Source organism: Sinorhizobium terangae, from assembly GCF_009601505.1.
Classification (GTDB): domain Bacteria; phylum Pseudomonadota; class Alphaproteobacteria; order Rhizobiales; family Rhizobiaceae; genus Sinorhizobium; species Sinorhizobium terangae.
In genome coordinates, this window is sequence record NZ_WITC01000108.1 from 58,312 (window position 1) to 76,379 (window position 18,068).

Below are 18,068 nucleotides of genomic sequence, written 5' to 3' on the forward strand. Positions count from 1 at the left end.
CGCGCATCTTCGCAAGCGTGTGGTTCAGCGCCAGCGCGCGGTCCTTTCGATCCATTCCCGCGTCCGCCCTTCCGGATCGGCATTCAGCGTGATGTCGGTGACCACGGCCGCACTGTCTGCGCCGTGGGTGAAGACGCCTTCGAGCCGGTCGGTGTTCAATCCGCCGATCGCGACCAGCGGCAGCGGTCGCACGCGCTCGCGCCAGGCGGAAATGCGGGCAAGCCCCTGCGGCTCCCATTTCATCTTCTTGAGGATCGTCGGGTAGATCGGTCCAAGCGCCACGTAGTCCGGCTTGGCGGCGAGTGCCGTTTCGAGCTCCGTTCCGTCATGGGTGCTGAGGCCGAGCTTCAGTCCAGCGGAACGGATCGCCGCGACGTCGGCCTCGGCGAGGTCCTCCTGGCCGAGGTGGACGAAGTCGCAGCCTTCCTCGATTGCGATCTGCCAGTAGTCGTTGACGATCAATTGGCAGCCATGGAGGGCACAGACCGCCTTCGCGGCGCGGATTTGGCCCCGGATGTCTTCATCGCTCCGGTCCTTGATCCGAAGCTGCACCAGTTTCACGCCGAGCGGCACAAGGCGCTCGATCCAGTCTGCGCTGTCGACGATGAGATAGAACGGGTCGAGCTTCACGAGAAGACTGCCTTTCCGATGACGGGGGTCGAGGGGACGGCCATGTCGCGCGGTTCGAGCATGCCCGCTTCGAAAGCGGCATGCCCTGCGTCGATCGCCTTGGCAAAAGCCGCGGCCATCAGCGCCGGATTGCCGGCGCCGGCAACTGCGGTGTTGAGCAGCACCGCGTCATAGCCGAGCTCCATCACGGTCGTCGCATGCGAGGGCCGGCCGATGCCGGCGTCGACGATCAGCGGCATATCGGGAAAATGCGCGCGCATGGTTCGAAGCGCCGCGATGTTCTGCGGTCCCATGGCGCTGCCGATCGGCGCGCACCAGGGCATTAGCACCTTGCAGCCCGCCTCGACCAGCCGTTCGGCAACCACGAGATCATCGGTTGTATAGGGGAAGACGTCGAACCCTTCGCCGGCAAGGATGCGCGCCGCCTCGACGAGCCCGAACACGTCCGGCTGAAGCGTATCGTGATGGCCGATGACCTCGAGCTTGATCCAGTTCGTCGAAAAGACCTCGCGCGCCATCTTCGCCGTCAGCACCGCTTCCGACACTGTGTGGCAGCCGGCGGTGTTCGGCAGGACGCGCACGCCGAGTTCGCGGATGAGTTCGAAGAAGGCGCCGCCCTGTCGGCCGCCGGCCGTTTCACGGCGGAGCGATACCGTGACGACCTCGGTGCCCGCCTGCCGAACGGCATCGGCGAGGATGGCGGGGGAGGGGTATCGCGCCGTTCCAAGCAGCATGCGCGAGCCGAGCTCCTGTCCGTATAATGTCAGCATCTTCAGCCTCCCTTCATCGGCGAAAGAATTTCGATCCGGTCGCGATCATTGAGCCGGCGGTTTGCCCGATCGGTTCGGTGAACCAATTCGCCATTGACGGCGGTTGCGAGCCAGTGCCCTTCGAAATCGAGCTGAGCCAGGAGCTCGGAAAGCGTGGCGGCGGAGACGTCCTGTTCTTCGCCATTGACGATCAGCCTCATTAAAAAATCTCCCTTCGGTCTTGCTCGCCAAGGACCAGTCCGGCCGCTTCGCTCGCCAGCGCCGGCGAAAGGAGGAAGCCGTGGCGGTAAAGGCCGTTGACGATGATGGTTTTTCCCGCACGGAGGACGCGCGGCAGGTTGTCGGGAAAGGCGGGGCGCACGCCGGTTCCGGTCTCGATGAGGCGCGCCTCGCCGAAGCCCGGATGGAGAGCGTAGGCTGCGTTCAGGAACTCCATGAGCGACCGGGCGGTGATCGGGCCAGCATCGTCGCGCTCGATCATCGTCGCCCCGCACATGAAGAGCCCATCGCCGCGTGGCACGATGTAGAGCGGAATGCGCGGATGCAGCAGGCGCACCGGCCGCGACAGTTCGAGCTCATCCGTCTCGAGATAGAGCATTTCGCCGCGAACACCGCGCAAGCCTTCGAGGCTGCCGATCTTCGACGCACCGGTGCAATCGACGACGAGGTCGAAGCGGCCCTCGTCTTCGTCGCGAACGAAAGCGACGCCCCGCGCCGCCAGTTTTTCGCTGAGAAGCGAAAGCGCCCGGCGCGGGTCGAGATGCGCTTCCCCGGGGAAGAACAGCGCCTGCCGGAACCGACCGGCGAGCGCCGGCTCCAGCGCGCCAATGCCGTCGGCATCGAGCCACTGGTAACCAGAGGTCCTGGACGCGAAGCGCTTTAGTTCGCCGGCATCACGCGGTAGCGCGACGACCAGGGTTCCGTTGCGCCGGACTTCTCCGGGAAGCGCGCGGTCCCACCAGTCGGCGGCGCCGCGGCCGCGCGTGAGCACGGTTTCGTCGGTGCTTTCCCGCTCGCACCAGGGCGCAAGCATGCCGCCGGCGTACCAGGATGCGGCTGCGGCGAAGCCCGGCTCTGGCTCCGCGACCGTGATATCAGCGCCACGCGCTACGAGTTCGCGCGCGACGGCGAGGCCGGCAACGCCGGCTCCCTTGACGAGGACCCGCATGGTCATTCGGCCGGTGTCCGCTTGGCCAGCCGCTCCGCCTCATCGACCGGCATGTAGAGGTCGCCGCCCTCGCGATACTTCTCGGCCATGGCCGCGAGCCCCTCCTTCTGTGCTTCGGCACGGATGTCGTGGGAGATCCGCATCGAACAGAATTTCGGGCCGCACATGGAGCAGAAATGCGCGACCTTGTGCGCTTCCTTCGGCAACGTCTCGTCGTGGAAATTGCGGGCGGTTTCCGGATCGAGCGAGAGGTTGAACTGGTCCTCCCAGCGGAACTCGAAGCGGGCGCGCGACAGCGCGTCGTCGCGGATGCGGGCGGCCGGATGTCCCTTGGCGAGATCGGCGGCGTGGGCCGCGATCTTGTAGGTGATGACGCCCGTCTTGACGTCATCGCGGTCGGGCAGCCCCAGATGCTCCTTCGGCGTCACGTAGCAGAGCATGGCCGTGCCGAACCAGCCGATCATCGCCGCGCCGATGCCCGAGGTGATGTGGTCGTAGCCGGGAGCGATATCGGTCGTCAGCGGCCCGAGCGTGTAGAAGGGTGCTTCGCCGCAGACTTCAAGCTGCTTGTCCATGTTCTCCTTGATCTTGTGCATCGGCACGTGGCCGGGGCCTTCGATCATCACCTGGCAATCTTTCGCCCAGGCGATTTTGGTGAGTTCCCCGAGAGTTTCCAGTTCCGCAAACTGCGCGGCGTCGTTGGCGTCGGCGATCGAGCCGGGTCTGAGGCCGTCGCCGAGCGAGAAGGAGACGTCATAGGCGCGGCAGATGTCGCAGATCTCCTCGAAGTGCTCATAGAGGAAGCTCTCGCGATGATGATGCAGGCACCATTTCGCCATGATCGAACCGCCGCGCGAGACGATGCCGGTAACGCGGTTGACGGTCAGCGGGATGTAGTGCAGCCGCACGCCCGCATGAATGGTGAAATAGTCGACACCCTGCTCGGCCTGCTCGATCAGCGTGTCGCGATAGACCTCCCAGGTGAGATCCTCGGCGATGCCGTTCACCTTCTCCAGCGCCTGATAGAGCGGCACCGTGCCGATCGGCACTGGCGAATTGCGGATGATCCATTCGCGGATGTTGTGGATGTTGCGGCCGGTCGAAAGGTCCATGACCGTGTCGGCGCCCCAGCGCGTCGCCCAGACCATCTTCTCGACTTCTTCGGCCATCGACGAGGTGACGGCGGAATTGCCGATATTGGCGTTGATCTTAACCAGGAAATTGCGGCCAATGATCATCGGTTCCGATTCCGGATGGTTGATGTTGGCCGGAATGATCGCCCGGCCGGCGGCGACTTCCCGGCGGACGAATTCCGGGGTGACGAAATCGGGAACCGATGCGCCGAAGCTTTCGCCATCGCGCTGAAGCGCCTCCTTTGCCGCCTTGCGGCCGAGATTTTCGCGGATGGCGATGAATTCCATTTCCGGCGTGATAATGCCGGCACGGGCATAGGCGAGCTGGGTGACGGCCTGCCCGCCCTTGGCACGCAGCGGTTGGTGGCGAACGGGAAATTCGGGCGTCAGTTTCTCGCCGGTCGCAAAGCCGTTGTCCTCCGCCTTGACGCTGCGGCCCTGATAGGCCTCGACGTCACCGCGCCCAAGGATCCAGTCGCGGCGAAGTGGCGGCAGGCCGGCCTCGATGCGAATGTCCGCGCCCTCGGCCGTATAGGGGCCGGAGGAATCATAGACGGTGACCGGCGGCTCGCCAGAGGTCGGATGCAGGGCGATCTCGCGCATCGGCACGCGGATATCGGGATGGATCTCGCCGGGCTTGTAGACTTTCTGCGAGGCCGGAAGAGGGCCCTGCGTGACCGAGGGCGCTGCGAGAGGCTTGAAAACATTCATCTTGAGGCTCCAAAGTTTTCGCGTTGGAGACCCAGTTCTGAAGCCGGAAGGATGAAAAGACGCTGCGCCGATGGATCACGGGAACACGGAATCCTGGCCTTCGCACGTCCGCACCGTCCCTACGCCAGTATGAACTGGATCAGGTTCAACGGGTCACTGCGCACTTTAGCAGTATCTCAGCCCCTTGCCGGGACCCCCCTGGTGAATGGATGCAAATAGTCACCGATATCGCCGCTGCGTCAACCCTGTTTTTTCGACGTCCGGTCGCGTGCAGCCCGATCGGAGTTGCCGCCCTTGGGAAGCGGGAGGCCTGACCCTATGTAAGAAGGATCAAATCCGGAGGCGTTCGCTGATGTTAGACAAGCCGATCAAAATTCCCGGGCCCGATCATCCGATCACCATCGACCACAATCCGGCGCGCGTTGTCGTCAAGCTCGACGGCCGCGTTGTTGCCGATACGCGCGATGCACTGACCCTGCGCGAGGCGTCCTATCCGCCAGTGCAGTATATTCCCCGCGAGGACGTCGACATGTCGCTGCTTGCACGCACCGAGCACTCGACACATTGCCCCTACAAGGGCGATGCTTCCTATTACAGCATCACACCAGGCGGCGACCGCTCGAAGAACGCCATCTGGACCTATGAAGACCCGCATGCGGCGGTGCGCGAAATCAAGGACCACATGGCCTTCTATCCGGATCGGGTGGATTCCATCGAGGAAATGCAGGCGTCTTAGGCGGCCTGTTCAACCGCCCCCGACGAGACAGCGCGCACCGTCACACGCCAAGCTTTTGCCGCTCGGCCATGCGCCAGGCCCGCGGTGTGGTCCCGACGTGACGGACGAAGAAGCGTGAGAAATAGGCCGCGTCTGAAAAGCCGAGGCGGAAGCTTATTTCCTGGACGCTCGCACGCGTGAAGACGAGCTCGCGCCGCGCCGCGTTCAAGAGCCTTTCGGCGATGACCTCGTGCACGCTCTGCCCCGTCATCGACCGGACCACGCGGTTCAAATGTGTCTGCGACAGCCCGAGTTCGCGCGCGTAGAACGCCGCCGGTCGGTGCGCAAGAACGTGCTGTCGGAGTAGCGCGTCGAACCGCTCCATCCGGCGCTCGTTTTCGCTTTCCGCGGCAGCCGCGTCGATACGCGGCGCTTCGGCGAGCCGCGCCGTCAGCGCCAGTACCGTCGAGAGATAAGCGTCGAGCAGGCCGGTGCGGTGATTGCCCCGCGCTGCCCATTCCTCCGCCAGGCGCTGCAAGGTCTCGGCGACGTAGCGGCCGTCCTCGCTTTCGCCGAGCGGCGTCAGGCAAGGTTTTGCCAGCCATGTACCCAGTCTGCTGCGGCCGCCCGGGACGGCCGGCAGGTGCGATGCGAGGATCGTGAAGACGAAACCGTCGATGTCACGGGAAAAGCGGAAGCCATGGCTGACCGTGGGCGGAATGGTGATCACGGCCGGCGGAGAGATCGCCTGCGACGTCTCGCTTAATATGGCGTCGCCCGACCCTCCGGCGATGTACAGGATCTGAAAAAAGCTCTCATGGCGGTGAAGGCCGATTTCCCAATGGTGCAGGCTGCTGCGTGAAGGGATCGTCTCGCAATGCAGCCAGAAATCCGGACGTTCTCCAGACTCCTCACCGTAAAGTTCATATGTCGGGATCGCCCGCTTCATCTTTTTCACCCAATGCCAATGTTCGATAAGTGCAATTTCTTGGCTGAAATGTCCATTGAGACAGGCCGGGGCGGCGCGCAAACTTCCTGACAAAAGACAATTCTTGTGCGGGGCCAACGTCGGGCAGCCGGTTCGCGGGCGGCCAAAAGTTCGAACGCGCGAACGACGTGCTCAACGGGAGGAGGTCCATGCGAACGCAGGTCGTCATTATCGGTTCGGGACCGTCCGGTCTCCTGCTCGGGCAATTGCTGACTCATGCCGGGATCGATAACGTTATCCTCGACCGCGCCAGCAAGGATCATATCCTTGGCCGGGTTCGCGCCGGGGTGCTGGAGGAGGGTACCGTGCGGCTCATGGACGAGGCCCGGTCCGGCGCGCGTATGTATGCCGAAGGGCTCCCGCATGATGGGGTCTCGCTCGCCTTCGACGGCCGCGATCATCGCATCGATCTTTTCGGCTTGACCGACGGCAAGCGCGTGCTGATCTACGGTCAGACGGAACTCACCCGCGATCTGATGGGCTGTCGGGAAACAACCGGTGCATCGACGGTTTACGAGGCGGTGAACGTTACGCCGCATGATTTCGACGGCGATGCGCCCTATGTCACCTACGAGAAGGGTGGCAGCACGCACCGCATTGAGTGCGATTTCATTGCCGGCTGCGACGGATCGCACGGGGTGAGCCGCAGGGCAGTGCCGGAAAAGGCGATCCGCACCTTCGAGAAGGTCTACCCGTTCGGCTGGCTCGGCATCCTCGCCGACGTGCCGCCGGTCAGCCCCGAACTGGTCTACGCCAACCATCCGCGCGGTTTCGCCCTCTGTTCGATGCGATCGATGAGTCGCAGCCGCTACTACATCCAGTGCTCGCGCGACGAAAAGCTCGAGGAATGGGACGACCAGCGCTTCTGGGACGAACTGCGCCGCCGCCTGCCGGCCCACCATGCCGAACGGGTGGTGACCGGACCGTCCTTCGAGAAATCGATCGCACCGCTTCGATCCTTCGTCGCTGAGCCGATGCGCTTTCACCGGTTGTTTCTTGTCGGAGATGCAGCCCATATCGTGCCGCCGACCGGCGCCAAGGGGCTGAACCTCGCCGCAAGCGACGTGCATTATCTCTACGAGGGGCTGCTTGAGCATTACGAGGATCGCTCCAATGCCGGCCTGGATGCCTATTCGGCGCGAGCGCTTTCGCGCGTCTGGAAGGCGGTCCGTTTTTCCTGGTGGATGACGACGATGATGCACCGTTTCCCGGACACCAGCGACTTCGACCAGAAGATCCAGGAGGCCGAGCTCGACTATCTCACCCATTCGCGGGCGGCTGCCACCGCGCTCGCGGAAAATTATGTGGGCCTGCCGTTTTGATCACGACTACGACATGGCCACGTCGGCCGCCCTCGACAGTGGCGGAGCATGTGTTTTGAGCGCCGACGCGTTATCTTGGCAGGGAGAACCTAGGCTCAACATTCGTCGTGGTAACATAACCCAGCAGTTATGGAACGAGCGCGGACATTTCATTATTTATCGCGGTTGGAGATGACAGACTGACGGGATGGGGTTGAACACTAATAAATAGACGATGCCGGACGGAGTGAGCCGGCTGTCGCAGGGAGGAAAAATGAAACGGATCATTCTCGCCGCGCTGGCGGCATTGGCAATGAGCGGGGCAGCCGAAGCGGACACGATCAAGATTGGCGTAATTGGACCTTTTTCAGGCCCGTTTGCGCTGCAGGGCAAGAATTTCAAGGCGGGCATCGACGCCTATATGGCGCTGAACGGCAGCAAGGTCGGCGACGACGACGTCGAGGTCATCTACCGGGACGTGCCGCAGGCGGATCCGGCCCAGTCCAAGGCGTTGGCGCAGGAGCTCGTCGTCAAGGAGGGCGTACAGTATCTCGCCGGCTTCTATTTCACCCCCGACGCGATGGCGGTGACGCCGTTACTCGAGCAGGGGAATGTGCCGCTGGTGATCATGAATGCCGCGACCTCGGCGATCGTCACCAAGAGCCCGCTGGTCGTGCGCACCTCGTTCACGCTCTGGCAGACCTCGACGCCGATCGCCAAGGTCGCGAAGGATGCAGGTGTCTCGAAGGTGATATCGGTCGTCAGCGATTACGGCCCGGGCGTCGATGCCGAGAACGCCTTCAAGAAGGCGTACGAAGCGGCGGGCGGCGAGATCGTCGAGGCGATCCGCATGCCGCTCGCCACCAACGATTTCTCGCCGATCATGCAGCGCGTCAAGGATTCGGGCGCCCAGGGCGTCTTCGCCTTCCTGCCGTCCGGCCCGACGACGCTCGGCTTCGTCAAGGCCTATAACGAAAACGGGCTCAAGGATGCGGGCATCAAGCTCTTTGCGCCGGGCGACCTGACGCAGGAGTCCGACCTTCCGGCGCTGGGTGAAGCTGCGCTCGGACTTCAGACGACGTTCCACTATGCCGTCTCGCACGACTCTCCCGAAAACAAGGCGTTCGTCGAGGCCGCCGGCAAGGCGATCGGCAATCCCGCTGAACTTTCCTTCCCTGCCGTCGGCGCCTACGACGGCATGCATGTCATCTACAAGATGATCGAGGCGACCGGCGGCGAGCAGGATGCGCAAAAGGCGGTCGATGCGGTCAAGGGGCTTTCCTGGACGAGCCCACGCGGGCCCGTCTTGATCGACCCGGAATCCCGCCACATTATCCAGAACATCTATCTGCGCGAGGTCGCCAAGGCCGAGGACGGATCCTACTACAACAAGGAGATCCAGACTTTCGAGAAGCAGGGCGATCCCGGCCTTGCGGCGCTGAAATAGCAACGGCCAGCGACTTGGATGCGGGGCGGCGGCTCGACCCCGCATCATCGGGAAACGGGATGGGCACATGCAAACCGTCTTCAGCATAGCGGTCGACGCGCTCGCTTACGGCATGGTGCTGTTCGTGATCTCGATCGGTCTTTCCATCACTATGGGGCTGATGCGAGTGGTCAATCTCGCTCATGGCGCCTTCGCAATGATCGGCGGCTACATCGCCTCCTATGTGGCACGCGACATGGGGCTCGGCTATGGGATCGCCCTGATGATCGCGGTCTTTGGCACGATCCTCATCGCCATCCCGATCGAGCGGCTGCTTTATCGCCGTATCTACGGGGCACCGGAATTGACGCAGGTCTTGATGACGATCGGGATCACCTTCTGCATCATCGGCATCGCCAACTATGTCTTTGGCCCGACGCTGAAGACGATCCCCTTGCCGACGGAGCTCCGGGGGTCCGTCGATCTCGGCTTCCGCTCGATCACCACCCACCGCCTGTTCGCGATCCTTTGCGGGCTCGCCGTCGCAGCCGCCCTCTGGTACGCGATCGAAAAAACCGCTTTCGGCGTGAAGCTCAGGGCGGCCGTCGACAACGCGGCGATGGCGGCAGCCCTCGGGGTGCGTACCGAAATCGTCTACGCGGTGAGCTTTGCTGTTGCCGTCGGTCTCGCTGCCCTGGGCGGTGTGGTGGGCGCCGAACTGCTCCCCGTCGAACCCTACTACGCGCTGCGCTACATGGTGACCTTCCTGGTCGTCGTTTCCGTCGGCGGCGCGGGCTCGATACCGGGCGCCCTTGTTGCATGCCTTCTGCTGGGCGGCATCGATACGGCGGGCCGCTACCTCGTGCCGGAATTCGGCGAGTTCTTCTTCTATCTCGCCGTCATCGCAATTGTCTGCGTCTTCCCGCGCGGCCTTGCCGGGAGGGCGAGATCGTGACCATGGCGACGATGGACGACGCACTGGCGAGAGCGCATGGCAACCGGCGAAAACTCGGCCGCGACCTCGCCGGCCTTGCCGTGATCCTCGCACTCGCCATCGTCGGCTACCTTTTGTTTCCAAACAATCTGGCGCTGCTGACGCGCATGACGACGATCGCGCTCCTGGTGCTATCCCTCGACCTCGTGACGGGCTATTGCGGGGTGGCGACGCTCGGCCATGCGGCCCTGTTCGGAACCGGCGCCTATGCGGCCGGCATCGCCGCCGTCCATTTCGGCATCACGGATCCGCTGCTCATGCTCGCCTGCGGCATTCTCGGCGGCATTGTTGCGGGGCTTCTTTGCGGCGTGGTGATCCTGAGGGCCCACGGTCTCCCGCAGCTCGTATTGTCGATCGCGCTCATCCATCTGTTTCACGAGTTCGCCAACAAGGCCTCGGCCTGGACGGGCGGCAGCGATGGGCTCGCTGGCATCGCGCCCGATCCGCTGCTCGGGCTTTTCGCGTTCGACCTTTGGGGCCGCACGGCTTACGTCTTCGGCATCGTCCTGCTTGCGGTCGTGTTCACGCTCTTGCGCCTTGTCGTGCGCTCGCCCTTCGGCATGCTCTGCCGCGGCATCAAGGAGGATCAAGTCCGCGTTCGTGCGATGGGCGCTTCGCCGAAGGTCACCTTGGTCAAGATGTACATGATTTCCGGTGCGGTGGCCGGGGCCGGCGGTGCGCTCAACGCCATCTCGACGCAGGTGGTCGGCCTCGACAGCCTCTCCTTCACGCTCTCAGCCGAGAGCCTGGTCATGCTGGTGCTCGGCGGCACGGGTTCGCTCTTTGGCGCACTTACCGGCACGATCGTGTTCATGTTCTTCGAGGATATCGTTTCTGCTGCCAACCCCTTCCACTGGCTGACGATGGTCGGTGCTCTGCTGATCGCCGTCGTGCTCTTTGCGCCCAATGGTCTCTACGGCACGATCGCCGCCGTGGCGATCCGTTGGAGGGAGGCGCGCCGATGAGTGCCATCTTCGAGGTTCGGAATCTGAAGCGATCGTTCGGCGGCCTCGCCGTCACCAACGATGTCAGCCTTGCCATGGCGCCGGGCGATCGTGTGGCATTGATCGGCCCGAACGGCGCGGGAAAGACGACCTTCGTCAACCTGGTCACCGGGAACCTGAAGCCCGATTCCGGCGAGGTCCGGATCGGCGGCGAAGATATCACCCGAGTGGATGCCATCGGACGCGTTCGGAGGGGTCTCGTGCGATCGTTCCAGGTGACGCGTCTCTTCCAGGACATGACTCCGGCGGAACACGTGGCGCTTGCAGTCCTGCAGCGCGACGGCCGGGCAGGGCGTTTTTTCGGGAATTACCTCGCAATGCCCGAGGTCATGACGGAAGTCGACGATCTTATCGGCAAGCTCGGGCTGCGCGACCAGATGCACCGGCATGTCAGCGAGATCGCCTATGGCCAGCAGCGGCTTTTGGAGATCGCCGTGGCACTGGCGCTAAGACCGCGGGTGCTGCTCCTCGACGAACCGGCCGCCGGCGTGCCGCAAAGCGACACGGGCCGTATCGAACAGGCGCTGGCCGACCTTCCGGCCGACCTTGCCGTACTGATGATCGAGCATGACATGGATCTTGTGTTCCGCTTCGCCAGGCGGGTGATCGTGCTGGCCAACGGCACGATCATCTTCGACGGTTCGCCGTCTGACGTGACCAAGGACCCACGGGTACGTGAAGCCTATCTCGGGAGTTATGCCAATGCCGGCCACGCCGCTTGAGGTCGAAGACCTGTCCGCAGGCTATGGGCCGACGCGGGTGCTTGAAGGCATTTCCTTTTCGGTGCCGGCCGGCGCGCGTCTCGCCGTGCTCGGGCGCAACGGCATGGGAAAGACGACGCTGCTCGCAACACTCGCCGGCCAGACGCGCCAATACGAAGGGCGCATCCGCATCGGCGAGACCGATGTCACCGCGTTGCCAAGCGCGTCGCGGGCCTTGAGTGGTCTCGGTTTCGTGCCGCAGGCGCGCTGCGTGTTTCCCACGCTGACCGTAGAGGAAAACCTCTTCGTTGGGCTCAAGGGCCGGCCGAAGAGCGCGCTCAGGGAAGCCTACGACATGTTTCCGCGCCTCCATGAGCGGCGCAGGAATCTCGGCTCGCAACTCTCCGGCGGAGAGCAACAGATGCTGTCGACCGCCCGCTCGATCCTCGGACGGCCATCAGTGTTGCTGCTGGACGAGCCGCTCGAAGGCCTGGCACCGGTCATCTGCGAAGAGCTCATGAAGGTCTTTGCCGAGCTTGCCAGAACCGGCGACATGACGATAGTGCTCGTCGAACAGCGCATACAGAGTGCGCTGGATTTCGCCGACCATGTCATCGTGCTGGAGCGGGGACGGATCGCCTGGACTGGAACGCCGGTGGAGCTTTCGCAGGATCATGTGACCGTCGAACGGCTGCTGGGTGTTGGCAGCCTGCATTAGATCACGATGATTTTGGGTCGAATCGACCCAAAATCATGAACGTGATCGATTCTGAGAAGTTTAAGCGGGATGCTCTAACAGAACGAGGCCTTCGGGTGACGGCGCCAGAGACTCGGCAGCGTTTGCCCGACACTCGTTGTTGACTATAGTTCCCCCACCACCATTCTTTTCCCGTTGGTATTCAATGTCCTTTGACGAACGAAAAAAGAGCCGCGTTACGCTTCTCGATGTCGCGCGACATGCAAACGTCTCCCGCGCGACCGCGTCCCTAGTTCTTCGCAAGAGCCCGCTGGTCGGCAGCGAGACGCGCAGCCGCGTCGAGCAGGCAATGCGAGATCTCGGCTACGTTTACAATATCGGCGCGGCCCGCCTGCGCGTCGAACGCAGCCAGATCATCGGCGCCATCGTCCCAAATCTCACCAATCCCTTCTTTGCGGAGCTTCTGTCGGGTATCGAGGAGGTCATCGGGGAGACCGGCAAGGTGGTTCTCCTCGCCAACAGCGGGGACAAGGTCGAGCGGCAGGCAACGCTCCTCCAACGGATGCGGGAACACGGTGTGGACGGGGTCATTCTCTGCCCCGCCGCAGACACGCCGCCAGCCCTGTCCGAAGAGATAGCGGATTGGGGCATGCCGGTCGTGCAGGTGTTGCGCCATATCTCCTTCGACATGGACTATGTCGGAGCCGATTATGCCGCCGGGATGCGCCAGGCGGTGGACTATCTCGCTTCGCTCGGCCATGAGAAGATCGCCTTTGCCGCCCATGGCCCGGTCCAATCGGCCTATCAGGAGCGCGTCGATGGATTCCGCGACGCCATGCTGTCAAAGGCGCTCGATCCCGGAATCCTGATCCACTTTCCGGCGCAGCTCGGAGAAATCGCCAGCGCAACGCATCTTCTGTTCGATCAGGCGACGCGGCCCACAGCGGTGATCTGCTTCAATCATCTTGTTGCTCTCGGGCTCTCCGCAGGACTTCACGACTGCGGTTTGACGATCGGTCGCGATCTCTCCCTGATCGGCTTCGACGATGTGGCGGATGAAGAAGCCATCCGGCCAAAACTCACGTCGGTCTCGACCGGGCCGGTGACGATCGGCGAGATGGCGGCGCGGCTTCTCCTCGAACGTATCGCCAATCCCGACTTGCCGCCGCGCCGCGTGGTAAACGACACCGCCCTGCACGTTCGGGAGTCCTGCGGCCGTCCCATGTGAAAATTGATGCTCATTTGTGGTTGACGCCTGCTGGCAAACATTTTAGATCGATCTAAGTAACGAGGACGCGAGGAGGCGCGACGTCCCGTCTCGATGTCTTGGGAGGAGGTCCCTGCATGTACGAGTTCAATTTCACGCCCGTGCTGGCGTCCTTCGACCAGTTGCTGATCGGCGCCTGGCTGACCGTTCGCCTGTCATGCGCCGCCATGCTGATCGGCCTTGTCGTCTCCGTCATTTGCGCCTGGGGAAAGACGTCCGGGCCGAAGATCGTCCGTACCGGGATCGATGGCTACATTGAGATCATCCGCAACACGCCATTCCTCGTGCAGATCTTCTTCATCTACTTCGGCATGCCATCGCTTGGCCTGAGGCTGTCTCCGAACAGCGCGGCGCTCCTGGCGCTTGTTGTCAATTTCGGTGCCTATGGCACGGAGATCATTCGCGCCGGCATCGAGTCGATCCACAAGGGCCAGGTGGAGGCGGGGTGGGCTCTCGGACTGTCGAGGGCGCAGATCTTTCGCTACATCATCATGAAGCCGGCACTGCGCACCGTCTATCCTGCGCTTACCAGCCAGTTCATCTACCTGATGCTGAATACCAGCGTCGTGTCCGTGATCTCGGCGGACGACCTGGCTGCAGCCGGAAACGACCTCCAATCCGCGACCTTTGCGAGTTTCGAGGTCTATATCACGGTCACCCTGATCTATCTCGCTTTGTCGGTCGGCTTCTCCGCGCTGTTTTACGCGATCGAGAAAATGGCCTTCAAATATCCGCTCAGCCGCTAGGAGCACCGCCATGATCAGAGTCTTCGGCTGGAACGAGTTCCTCATCATTGTTGTGGCGGCGCAATGGACGATCGCGCTTTCGGCAATCGCCTTTGCCGGCGGCAGCATCGGCGGACTGTTGATGGCGTTGATGCGCGTGTCCGAAGTGCGGGCTTTCCGTCGCCTCGCCACCGGGTTCATCCGCCTCTTCCAGGGAACCCCGCTGCTGATGCAGCTTTTCCTGGTGTACTTTGGCATGAATATCTTCGGCTTTGCGATCAACCCGTGGATTGCTGCGGCTGTTGCGCTTGCGCTCCACGCCAGCGCCTTTCTCGGCGAAATCTGGCGCGGCTGCATCGAGGCCGTGCCGAAGGGGCAGCGCGAGGCCGCGACGGCGCTTGGCCTGCGCTATTACCATTCCATGCGCCACGTGATCCTGCCCCAGGCGGTCCGCATCGCAGTCGCGCCGACGGTCGGCTTCATGGTCCAGCTGATCAAGGGCACGTCGCTCGCCTCGATCATCGGCTTCACCGAACTGACCCGGCAAGGGCAGATCATTAACAATGCGACGTTCAGCCCATTCCTCGTCTTCGGGACGGTGGCCACTATCTATTTCCTCTTGTGCTGGCCGCTGTCGCTGGTCGCACGCCGAATGGAAACCCGTTTTTCCCGCGCAACGGCACGTTGACGGGCCCCGCCGGCGGGAGGCCGGTATGTGAAAGGGAAGGAAGAATGAATATTTCGAGACGCATGGCAATGTCAGTTCTTGGCGCTGCACTTCTTGCCGGTTTCGTGTCCCCCGCCGCCGCGCAGACGGTGGAGGCGATCAAGTCGGCCGGAACGGTCAAGGTCGGGATGCTGGTCGATTTTCCGCCATTCGGAATCATGGACGCGAGCAACAACCCAGATGGCTATGACGCCGATGTCGCCAAATTGCTTGCCAAGGAGCTCGGCGTCGAGGTGACGATCGTGCCCGTGACGGGCCCGAACCGCATCCCCTATCTGCAAAGCAACCAGGTTGACCTGCTCGTCGCTTCGCTGGGCATCACCGAAGAGCGCGCCAAGAACGTCGACTTCTCCCAGCCTTACGCCGGCATCTCGATCGGCGTGTTCGGTGCCCAGGATCTGGCTGTCGCAAAACCGGAAGATCTGGCCGGCAAGACGATCGGCGTGGCGCGCGCCAGCACGCAGGACACGGCGGTCACCAAGATCGCCCCGCAGGACGCCAACATCCAGCGTTTTGACGACGACGCCAGTGCGGTGCAGGCCTTGCTTTCCGGCCAGGTCGAACTGATCGGCGTGTCCAACGTCGTCGCCCAGCAGATCGAGGCGGCCGCTCCCGGGCGGTTCAACCAGAAGCTCGTGTTGAACCAGCAGGTTCAGGGCATCGCCGTCCGCAAGGGATCGAGCGAGATGCTCACCTTCGTCAACACCTTCCTCGACAAGGTCAAGGCTGACGGACAGCTCAATGCCATCCACGAAAAATGGCTTGGTTCTCCGCTGCCGGAATTCGTGACCAAAGCGAAATAACAAAACGGGAGCCCCTCGCGATGAACATGGTAAGCGAAATCGCCTCCGCCCCCCGGTCGCGCGGGGCTTCTGATCCGGCCGTGCGCATGGAGGACGTCAACAAGTGGTATGGGTCCTTCCATGCCCTGAAAAACGTCAACCTGACCGTTGGTCGCGGCGAACGGATCGTCATTTGCGGACCTTCGGGCTCTGGTAAGTCGACGATGATCCGCTGCATCAACCAGCTCGAGACCATTCATTCGGGCAAGATCGTCGTCGACGGTCACGACCTGACCGCCGGTGGAAAAAATGTCGACCTGATCCGTCAGGAGACCGGCATGGTCTTCCAGCAGTTCAACCTCTTCCCTCACATGACGGTGCTCGAGAATTGCACGCTCGCTCCGATGAAAGTGCGCGGCATTACGAAAGCCGAGGCCGAGGAGACCGCCATGAAGTTTCTTCGGCGCGTGCGTATCCCCGAGCAGGCGGCGAAATATCCTGCGCAGCTTTCGGGCGGACAGCAGCAGCGCGTGGCGATCGCGCGTGCGCTGTGCATGAATCCGAAGATCATGCTTTTCGACGAGCCGACCTCGGCGCTCGATCCGGAAATGGTCAAGGAGGTCCTCGACACAATGGTCGATCTCGCGAGCGAAGGCATGACCATGCTGTGCGTGACGCACGAGATGGGCTTCGCGCGAAGCGTCGCCGACCGTGTCGTCTTCATGGACCGCGGCGAAATTCTCGAAGTCGCAACGCCCGATACTTTCTTCAGTGCCCCGCAACACGAGCGCACACGATTCTTCCTCGGCCAGATTTCCTGATCGTCGGCGCAAGTGAAGCGCGCCGCCTTCAAGCGAACTTCGGCGCGCCTCAAGTCTTTGTTTCCACACATGTCATCGTCCCAAAATGCCGCTCAGTTTTGAGCGACATCTCAGCAATTGGAGTTTAGACGTGAAACCAGATCTGTTGCTCGTAGAGCCAATGATGCCGCCCATCATGGAGGAGCTTCACCGGGACTACACGGTTCACAGGCTCTACGAGGCCGCCGACCGGCCGGCGCTCGAAGCGGCACTCCGGTCGATCCGCGCGGTTGCGACCGGCGGCGGCACGGGCCTTTCCAATGACTGGATTGAGAAGCTTCCCTCACTCGGGATCATCGCGATCAACGGGGTCGGCACGGACAAGGTGGATCTTGCTTATGCGCGCAGCCGCGACATCGATGTGACGACGACACCGGGCGTGCTCACGGACGATGTCGCGGATCTCGGTATCGCGCTCATGCTTGCGGTCCTGCGCCGGCTCGGCGACGGCGACAGGCTGGTGCGGGAAGGCCGCTGGGCATCGGGCGAACAATTGCCGCTCGGCCATAGCCCGAAGGGCAAGCGGATTGGCGTTCTCGGTCTCGGTCAGATCGGGCGTGCATTGGCGCTTCGCGCCGAGGCCTTCGGCATGTCGGTGCGTTACTGGAACCGGTCCAGGCTGACCGACGTCGAGTGGGTGGCCCATGAAAGCCCAGCCGATCTCGCCCGCGACAGCGACGTGCTCGCCGTCTGCGTGGCGGCGAGTGCGGCAACAAAGAACATCGTCGACGCCTCCGTGCTTGAAGCACTTGGCCCGCAGGGCATCGTGGTCAATGTCGCGCGCGGCAGCGTGGTCGACGAGGACGCTTTGATCGAGGCGCTGAGGTCCGGAACGATCGCGGGTGCGGGGCTCGACGTCTTCGTCAACGAGCCGAAGATCCGCAGTGAATTCCATTCGACGCCGAATACCGTGCTCATGCCGCATCAGGGCAGTGCGACGGTCGAGACGCGGCTGGCCATGGGGAGACTCGTGCTCGCCAATCTCGCCGCCCATTTCGCCGGCCAGAAATCGCCGAACGTCGCCAACTGAAGTGGAGAAGACAGCATGATCATTCGACAGGCCCTGTTCGAGGGCGTGATCCATCCCGGTCGGGAAGAAGCATTCCGCGCCTATATCGCAGAGAAGCTGATGCCGCTTTGGCAGGCCTTTCCGGGCGTCCGGGAAGTCCGGGTTCTCCATGCCGTGGAGCGCGACGAAGGGGCGACGCCGTTCGCGATGGTTCTTTCCACCGCCTATGACGACCGCGAGGCGCTGGCGCGGGCGCTTGAATCACCTGCGCGCTACGAAAGCCGCGAATTGACGAAGGGCCTGCTCGAGATGTTCGAAGGGCACATCCATCATCACGTGTTCGAGCTTGACGGTCGCTAGCGCATCGGCCCGAAAATCGGACCCGATTTTCAGAAAGCACGATGCATAGGCTCAAAGAGTTACAGCGTCCTTTGTGCGTCCTAAAGGACGCACGGCGCTG

The 18,068-nt window shown here is 62.8% G+C and carries 20 protein-coding genes and 1 riboswitch; of the genes, 14 read left to right on the forward strand and 6 right to left on the reverse strand.

The window, feature by feature from the left end; genetic code table 11:
• Nucleotides 1-24: 24 nt before the first annotated feature.
• The 5 genes from GHK62_RS25090 to thiC are packed head-to-tail and all read right to left on the reverse strand — an operon-like array spanning nucleotide 25 to nucleotide 4,412.
• The gene (locus GHK62_RS25090) at nucleotides 25-630 is read right to left on the reverse strand and encodes a thiamine phosphate synthase (protein ID WP_184108606.1); all 606 of its coding nucleotides are present in this window, start codon (nucleotides 628-630) and stop codon (nucleotides 25-27) included.
• Nucleotides 627-1,400, reverse strand: coding sequence for a thiazole synthase (locus GHK62_RS25095; protein WP_153441743.1), 774 nt, complete (start codon nucleotides 1,398-1,400; stop codon nucleotides 627-629). Before GHK62_RS25095 ends, GHK62_RS25090 begins: the two co-directional genes overlap by 4 nt.
• A 2-nt stretch (nucleotides 1,401-1,402) precedes the next feature.
• Complete coding sequence (gene thiS / locus GHK62_RS25100; RefSeq protein ID WP_153441744.1) at nucleotides 1,403-1,600, reverse strand: sulfur carrier protein ThiS; 198 nt, start codon at nucleotides 1,598-1,600, stop codon at nucleotides 1,403-1,405.
• Nucleotides 1,600-2,568, reverse strand: coding sequence for a glycine oxidase ThiO (gene thiO, locus GHK62_RS25105; RefSeq protein WP_153441763.1), 969 nt, complete (start codon nucleotides 2,566-2,568; stop codon nucleotides 1,600-1,602). The genes thiS and thiO overlap by 1 nt, the downstream gene beginning before the upstream one ends.
• 2 nt (nucleotides 2,569-2,570) lie before the next feature.
• The gene (gene thiC / locus GHK62_RS25110; RefSeq protein ID WP_153441745.1) at nucleotides 2,571-4,412 is read right to left on the reverse strand and encodes a phosphomethylpyrimidine synthase ThiC; all 1,842 of its coding nucleotides are present in this window, start codon (nucleotides 4,410-4,412) and stop codon (nucleotides 2,571-2,573) included.
• Between the two features lie 98 nt (nucleotides 4,413-4,510).
• Nucleotides 4,511-4,622: riboswitch (TPP riboswitch) on the reverse strand.
• Between the two features lie 142 nt (nucleotides 4,623-4,764).
• Between thiC and GHK62_RS25115 the strand changes: the two genes are divergently transcribed.
• Nucleotides 4,765-5,148 (forward strand): DUF427 domain-containing protein, encoded by a 384-nt coding sequence (locus GHK62_RS25115; RefSeq protein ID WP_153441746.1) that lies wholly within the window; start codon nucleotides 4,765-4,767, stop codon nucleotides 5,146-5,148.
• 40 nt (nucleotides 5,149-5,188) lie between these two features.
• On the opposite strand, the gene GHK62_RS25120 is transcribed toward GHK62_RS25115, so the two are convergent.
• Nucleotides 5,189-6,076 carry a helix-turn-helix domain-containing protein gene (locus GHK62_RS25120; RefSeq protein WP_153441747.1) on the reverse strand — a complete coding sequence of 296 codons (888 nt, stop codon included), beginning with the start codon at nucleotides 6,074-6,076 and terminating at the stop codon, nucleotides 5,189-5,191.
• A 188-nt stretch (nucleotides 6,077-6,264) separates the two neighbouring features.
• Here GHK62_RS25120 and pobA point away from each other — a divergent pair, with 188 nt between their 5' ends.
• The 13 genes from pobA (at nucleotide 6,265) to GHK62_RS25185 (ending at nucleotide 17,968) form a co-directional block, all read left to right on the forward strand.
• Nucleotides 6,265-7,437, forward strand: coding sequence for a 4-hydroxybenzoate 3-monooxygenase (gene pobA, locus GHK62_RS25125; RefSeq protein WP_153441748.1), 1,173 nt, complete (start codon nucleotides 6,265-6,267; stop codon nucleotides 7,435-7,437).
• A 253-nt stretch (nucleotides 7,438-7,690) separates the two neighbouring features.
• The gene (locus GHK62_RS25130; RefSeq protein WP_153441749.1) at nucleotides 7,691-8,863 is read left to right on the forward strand and encodes an ABC transporter substrate-binding protein; all 1,173 of its coding nucleotides are present in this window, start codon (nucleotides 7,691-7,693) and stop codon (nucleotides 8,861-8,863) included.
• Nucleotides 8,864-8,930: 67 nt separating this feature from the next.
• Nucleotides 8,931-9,797 (forward strand): branched-chain amino acid ABC transporter permease, encoded by an 867-nt coding sequence (locus tag GHK62_RS25135; RefSeq protein ID WP_153441750.1) that lies wholly within the window; start codon nucleotides 8,931-8,933, stop codon nucleotides 9,795-9,797.
• Nucleotides 9,798-9,799: 2 nt separating this feature from the next.
• On the forward strand, nucleotides 9,800-10,801 hold the full coding sequence (locus GHK62_RS25140) for a branched-chain amino acid ABC transporter permease (RefSeq protein WP_153441764.1): 1,002 nt from the start codon (nucleotides 9,800-9,802) through the stop codon (nucleotides 10,799-10,801).
• A complete protein-coding gene (locus GHK62_RS25145) occupies nucleotides 10,798-11,562 on the forward strand; it encodes an ABC transporter ATP-binding protein (RefSeq protein WP_153441751.1) in 765 nt (254 codons plus the stop codon). Before GHK62_RS25140 ends, GHK62_RS25145 begins: the two co-directional genes overlap by 4 nt.
• A complete protein-coding gene (locus GHK62_RS25150; protein WP_153441752.1) occupies nucleotides 11,543-12,259 on the forward strand; it encodes an ABC transporter ATP-binding protein in 717 nt (238 codons plus the stop codon). The genes GHK62_RS25145 and GHK62_RS25150 overlap by 20 nt, the downstream gene beginning before the upstream one ends.
• Nucleotides 12,260-12,443: 184 nt before the next feature.
• A complete protein-coding gene (locus GHK62_RS25155; protein WP_153441753.1) occupies nucleotides 12,444-13,466 on the forward strand; it encodes a LacI family DNA-binding transcriptional regulator in 1,023 nt (340 codons plus the stop codon).
• A gap of 116 nt (nucleotides 13,467-13,582) precedes the next feature.
• Nucleotides 13,583-14,251: an amino acid ABC transporter permease gene (locus tag GHK62_RS25160; protein ID WP_153441754.1), complete on the forward strand. Its 669-nt coding sequence runs from the start codon at nucleotides 13,583-13,585 to the stop codon at nucleotides 14,249-14,251.
• A gap of 10 nt (nucleotides 14,252-14,261) precedes the next feature.
• Nucleotides 14,262-14,918: an amino acid ABC transporter permease gene (locus GHK62_RS25165; RefSeq protein WP_153441755.1), complete on the forward strand. Its 657-nt coding sequence runs from the start codon at nucleotides 14,262-14,264 to the stop codon at nucleotides 14,916-14,918.
• A 44-nt stretch (nucleotides 14,919-14,962) separates the two neighbouring features.
• Nucleotides 14,963-15,760: a transporter substrate-binding domain-containing protein gene (locus GHK62_RS25170; RefSeq protein ID WP_153441756.1), complete on the forward strand. Its 798-nt coding sequence runs from the start codon at nucleotides 14,963-14,965 to the stop codon at nucleotides 15,758-15,760.
• 20 nt (nucleotides 15,761-15,780) lie between these two features.
• Nucleotides 15,781-16,560: an amino acid ABC transporter ATP-binding protein gene (locus GHK62_RS25175; protein ID WP_153441757.1), complete on the forward strand. Its 780-nt coding sequence runs from the start codon at nucleotides 15,781-15,783 to the stop codon at nucleotides 16,558-16,560.
• A gap of 130 nt (nucleotides 16,561-16,690) precedes the next feature.
• Nucleotides 16,691-17,629 carry a 2-hydroxyacid dehydrogenase gene (locus GHK62_RS25180; protein WP_283066416.1) on the forward strand — a complete coding sequence of 313 codons (939 nt, stop codon included), beginning with the start codon at nucleotides 16,691-16,693 and terminating at the stop codon, nucleotides 17,627-17,629.
• A 15-nt stretch (nucleotides 17,630-17,644) separates the two neighbouring features.
• Nucleotides 17,645-17,968 carry an EthD family reductase gene (locus tag GHK62_RS25185; protein WP_153441758.1) on the forward strand — a complete coding sequence of 108 codons (324 nt, stop codon included), beginning with the start codon at nucleotides 17,645-17,647 and terminating at the stop codon, nucleotides 17,966-17,968.
• The last annotated feature ends 100 nt before the right edge of the window (nucleotides 17,969-18,068 follow it).